Source organism: Hoylesella nanceiensis DSM 19126 = JCM 15639, assembly GCF_000379965.1.
Classification (GTDB): domain Bacteria; phylum Bacteroidota; class Bacteroidia; order Bacteroidales; family Bacteroidaceae; genus Prevotella; species Prevotella nanceiensis.
In genome coordinates, this window is the sequence record NZ_KB904337.1 from 1 (window position 1) to 5020 (window position 5020).

At 34.3% G+C, this 5020-nt stretch carries 3 protein-coding genes; 1 reads left to right on the forward strand and 2 read right to left on the reverse strand.

Translation table 11 applies throughout. The features are described from left to right. Window positions 1-204 precede the first annotated feature (204 nt). Complete coding sequence (locus A3GM_RS0110835) at window positions 205-864, reverse strand: hypothetical protein (RefSeq protein ID WP_018363371.1); 660 nt, start codon at window positions 862-864, stop codon at window positions 205-207. Window positions 865-1250: 386 nt separating this feature from the next. On the opposite strand from A3GM_RS0110835, the gene A3GM_RS0110840 reads away from it, so the two are divergent. Beyond that, on the forward strand, window positions 1251-1607 hold the full coding sequence (locus A3GM_RS0110840; RefSeq protein WP_018363372.1) for a TM2 domain-containing protein: 357 nt from the start codon (window positions 1251-1253) through the stop codon (window positions 1605-1607). A gap of 247 nt (window positions 1608-1854) precedes the next feature. Here A3GM_RS0110840 and A3GM_RS11300 read toward each other — a convergent pair whose 3' ends face one another. Then, window positions 1855-4749 (reverse strand): leucine-rich repeat protein, encoded by a 2895-nt coding sequence (locus tag A3GM_RS11300; protein WP_169333330.1) that lies wholly within the window; start codon window positions 4747-4749, stop codon window positions 1855-1857. Window positions 4750-5020 lie beyond the last annotated feature (271 nt).

A 5020-nucleotide genomic window follows, 5' to 3' on the forward strand; every position in this document is an offset into this window, starting at 1 on the left:
GAGATAACTCTCGAAAGCGGATGCAAAAGTACAACTTTTTAAAACACAATCCAAATAATTCAAAAAGAAAATTCAAAAAAAAACAACTTTTTTACTCCACAAATGGAAAAATCAACCAAAAGAACAATTTCACCTATTTATATTATATAGGGGGAGAACGAAAAGAAAATATTTAATCTTTCAAAACAAATAATTCTTTCACTCTCATCTTTCTTGTAACATCTTTCGATTTCTTTCACAATCCTTCAAATATTTCTCTATTATTGGTGATTTCATCTTATTATAAAAGAAATCATGACGCTTGGGATCATCATCTTCAAAAGCAGGAAATTCATCATTCCAACAATCATAAGCCCAATCGTCAGCAAATGTAGGATCCGTCTTCATCTTCTCTGCAAAATCTAGTATATTACGATATAAATCCTTCACCAAAGTTTCTATGTCACAAAAAGCATCAACAATAAACTCTTCCCGATCACTATCATACACTAGAAAAATCCCACTACAAATTGGTTCAACTTCGCTTTCCTCATTTGAAGAATAAGTAAACCATAATGGTTCAAAATATAAAATAGTATAAACATCTTCACAATCTAACTTTATAACACTTATCTTATCATAAAGCCTTTCAACTATTCCTTCGAGCCATTCTTTCATTGGTACAAAAGGATCATAGACATAAGAAAGTTCTGAAAGTTTTATACTCTCACCATTTTTAATGATATGGAAAGGAATCCAACCATAGTCATGAGCACCGAATCTCATTTCTACTTTATCATATTTTGAGGGATATTTATCTGCATACCTTGCCAGAATTTCACTTCTTTTCAGATACCAATTGTTTACTTTACGTTCTTCTTTCATAGCACAACACTAAAATTTAATTATCATTTTTCATTAATGATAGATGTTATAGATTGTAATCTATCAGGTTAATGGAACAAAGATACTTCATTTTATTTTAAATATACCTACCCTACTACATAAAAAATAAGCACACACTTCATTTTCGACTTCTCCCTACCTCTCTCCTTCCACTATTTAAAGACATCAAAATTACTTTTCAGTCTTAATTATAGGCTCAATAAAAATATTTTCTTTAAATTTACCCAAACTCCAATTAGAAGAGTTATTACTGAATTTAGGAAAACGATAAGCAATTAACTCAATGGAAGTAAGAAACAAATAATTTATAATTGTACTGTAAATCAGGCGATAAGCCTAAACATTACAAACTAAAGAAGATTAAAATGAAAAGTAAAACCACTGCTATTTTATTAGCATTCTTCCTTGGTGGATTAGGTATCCACCGCTTTTATCTTGGTCAAAACGGACGAGGCGTTCTCTATCTACTATTCTGTTGGACTGGTATTCCATTATTTATTAGCATTATTGATACGATTATGTTATTAATAATGTCAGAAGAAAGTTTTAATATAAACTACAATGGTCTCTTATATAAAACTCTATTAAATAGCCAATCATCTCAAAACAAGCCACAACCAAAGCCCAATATTGCAGAAGAACTTGAGCGTTTACACGATTTAAAAGAAAGAAATATCATCACAGAAGAAGAGTTTGAAAGAAAAAAGAAAGAACTCTTATAAAACAACATCATTCTATAGGAGAGGTATCTAAAAAGACTCTTTAGAAGAAAAATAAAAGGACTACGAAATATTATCGTAGTCCTTTTTCTATTTATAAGTTCTTATTTCAACCCCAGTCACAAAAGAAAAATACTTATTTTCAATTCTTTAGAAAGGCGAAAGAAACAAAACCTAAACGATATCAAAGATAAACAAGATACTATTCTCGCCAACCCACAACCAAGGGAAGCGAGAATAGCATAACCTTTTATTTCAAAATAACCTTCTTACCCTTATGGATAAAGATGCCTTTTGAAGGATGTTGTTCAATAGTTCCATCTAAACGATAATATGGTTCGTTATCAACAACATTCTTTTCGATTTCATTTATTGCAGTAGTCGTACCATTACTAATTACATGAGCATTTCCAATTAGTCGTAACCAAGCACTCCATGGCTGAACCATCACACCATTAGCACGAACAAAATTACCATTCACACAAATATAGTTCGTTACTTCTGTTGTTGTATTTTCAACCCAAGCACCACCTACACTTGCTTTTAATAAGTTCGTAGCAACGCTGTTTGGCTCGTTATCACACATCTTAACGATATAAGTTCCTTGACGTCCTGTAAGAATTAAGCCCGTGTTTGCAGGAGCCTTTTCAATCTTAGCATATTCAAGTTGTGCACCATTCTCACGATAATCAGTAACGACCTTAGCTTCAAATCCAGACGCATTGGTAAAATCAACATCAAATCCTCTAGAGAAAGTCATCTTTGTTGATGTTAGCGTTACAGGTATTTCATCAGTAATTCTGTCTGCCACATCATTCCAAGAAGACTTATAAGCCATTAATGCAGAAGGCTTAACATAATATTGTACCGCTGTAGAAACATTATCGAAACAATATGCATCTCTATTAGGAACAGTTGAACCTGTGAGATAAACACCTTCTAAACTACTGCAAGCAGAGAACGCCATAAATGGAATTGTTGCGATGTTAGAAGGAAGTGTTACATTTTGAAGAGCAGAACAATTGTAGAATATGCCCGCACCTATTTGTGTTTGTGCAGGAATAGACACATTTCTTAGTTGTTTACAACCTTCAAATCCCCATTCATCTATCTTTTGTAATCCAACAGGTAGTTGAACATAAGTTAGTCCACTATACTTAAATGCATGATGACCAATGGTTGTTAGATTTACAGGGAAGTTGAAACTCTTTAGCAATTCAGTACTTTGGAAAGCATAAGCATCAATTGTTTCGAGTTTAGAAAGAGCACTTACCTCTACATTATTCAATTGAGAACATCCGTCAAAAGCACTTGTTCCAATATGTTTAACATTATCGCCCAAAACCACCTTTGTCAATTTTCCACAATGATAGAATGTACCTGCTTCTATTGTTTCAACCTTATTAGGAACCACAAATTCTGTTAGTTCACCACAACCTTCAAAGCTCCATTCTCCAATAGTGGTGATAGAAGCTGGCAAAGACACCTTATTTAAAGATGCAACATTTTTGAAAGCATGATCAGAAATGGTTGTTACTCCATTTTCAACAACAAATTCTTTGATTGCAGAGTTACCCTCAAAAGCTTGAGAAGCAATTTCTTTTACTTGATAGTTCACCCCTTTATAGGATACATTTGCAGGAATTCTTAGCGTTTCAACAGAAGCGTTTTCAAGGCCAACGACTTTAACATTGCTACCTTCTACACGTTCATATTTAACACCATTCACCGCAAATTTATCAGCCATTTCAACCAAAGTCTCACCATCAAGGGCATCGGGAGCATCAGGATTTTCAAGCAGTTTAACTCCACCAAAAGGTATAATAAGCAACACTTCCTTTTTATTGTTATCCTTATTCACCTCGTCTATCTTGCCTTGGTCATTCACCCAAGCAGTAACAACGTGCTCTCCATCAGTGGCTGTCCAATAATTATAATTCGTATTATCAGCACCTCCACCGCCAGTGGCAGAAAGTTTAACAATCTCATGTGCCTTTAATCCACCATTCAACTTATCGTTCCATGTTATATGACCAATGCCATAGTGTTTGTTATCCACTTGGAATTGAAGTCCAATTGTTTGTCCTGCGGGTACATCTCTATCACCTGCATTCACAATTGTAGCTGTAAATACAACGTGATCACCAGCTTTTATAGGATCTTTTCCATAAGAAACGTCTAATACTTGCAAGTCTGCTCCACCTTGAACAGTATTGAAAGAAGGATTACCAACAGCCTCTTTCACATTGATATTCTTCACTCTTAGGTTGTTGTCCTCATTGGTTTCGTCATATAATTTATCTTTATAATCAGCAAAAGCCTCTAACTTATGTGCTCCCCAAGCTGCCTTCCAAGTGTTTTTGGGTGATAGAGTTATACTTTGACCAGCCTTCAATCCTTCTCTATAATCAGAGTGAACAAACTGCTCTTTGCCATCTACTGCAACCTTTAAGCCAATAACAACACCTTTAGGAATATCTACATTTGAAGTATTTTTAATTACTGCTGTAAATGTAACTTCATTGCCATCGTGCAACTCATGTTCGCCTTTTTCGTTCTTCCAAGATAGCTTTTCAAGAATAACATCATATCCTTTTACGTCAGCAAGTGGGTCTATAATTCCACCAGTCTGCAACTTATTTGCTACAGGGAAGCCAGGAACGACATACGAATCCTCGACAACTTCGTATGGAATATTTGCTTTGATTTCAGGATTGTTATTTACAAACAATGGGAAAGTATTGTTATTGCTATCTTCAGTGTTTGTTCCAAAGTTTCCAAGACGTACTTTTGAGAACTTTGCCTTTGTTGTTTTACAATAGATAGGAGTGATTTGGTGCAACCAACTATCAAAGTATCCCTTAATCCCCATAAGGTTTGAACCAAGAATATCCAAGCCATTAAATTCAACTTCTTGCACTCTACCATCTATGCGTACACCTTCTTGAGGACTATCGTAAATTTTTGTATTGGTAAAAAATACGTTTCTCACATCTTCTTTAATATCAATTGCACCAAAAGGATTGTTCCATGCAGCAGAATCTGTACCACATCTCACTAATATGTTGTTATCAAATGCAATTCTTTTTGTATTCTTAAACTGTGGACCACGGAAGGTTGTGTTAAGGTGAATGCCTGAAGCCATGAACATATCACATATATAACTAAAGTTTCCCACCCAAATAAATAGATAGAAAAATAACAGTTTGTCGAATTTTCTTTGTAAATTAGTAATCGCTAAAGAACTGATTTTAAAGACAAGACAACAAAACTGTTATGGAAGCAAAAATAGAGAAAATAAGTGAGTTATCCAAACTTTTGAGTGTTAAAACCCGAATGAGTGATGATTTATTTCATCTTTTTGGCAAGTTTGGCATCGGTCACCTATTATCTCGCCTTTCATTGGAGAAACAGGA

Bases quoted from the DNA above. Each gene is read 5' to 3' on its own strand.
- A3GM_RS0110835 (WP_018363371.1), bottom strand. From the start codon at position 864: ATGAAAGAAGAACGTAAAGTAAACAATTGGTATCTGAAAAGAAGTGAA.
- A3GM_RS0110840 (WP_018363372.1), top strand. From the start codon at position 1,251: ATGAAAAGTAAAACCACTGCTATTTTATTAGCATTCTTCCTTGGTGGA.
- A3GM_RS11300 (WP_169333330.1), bottom strand. From the start codon at position 4,749: ATGGCTTCAGGCATTCACCTTAACACAACCTTCCGTGGTCCACAGTTT.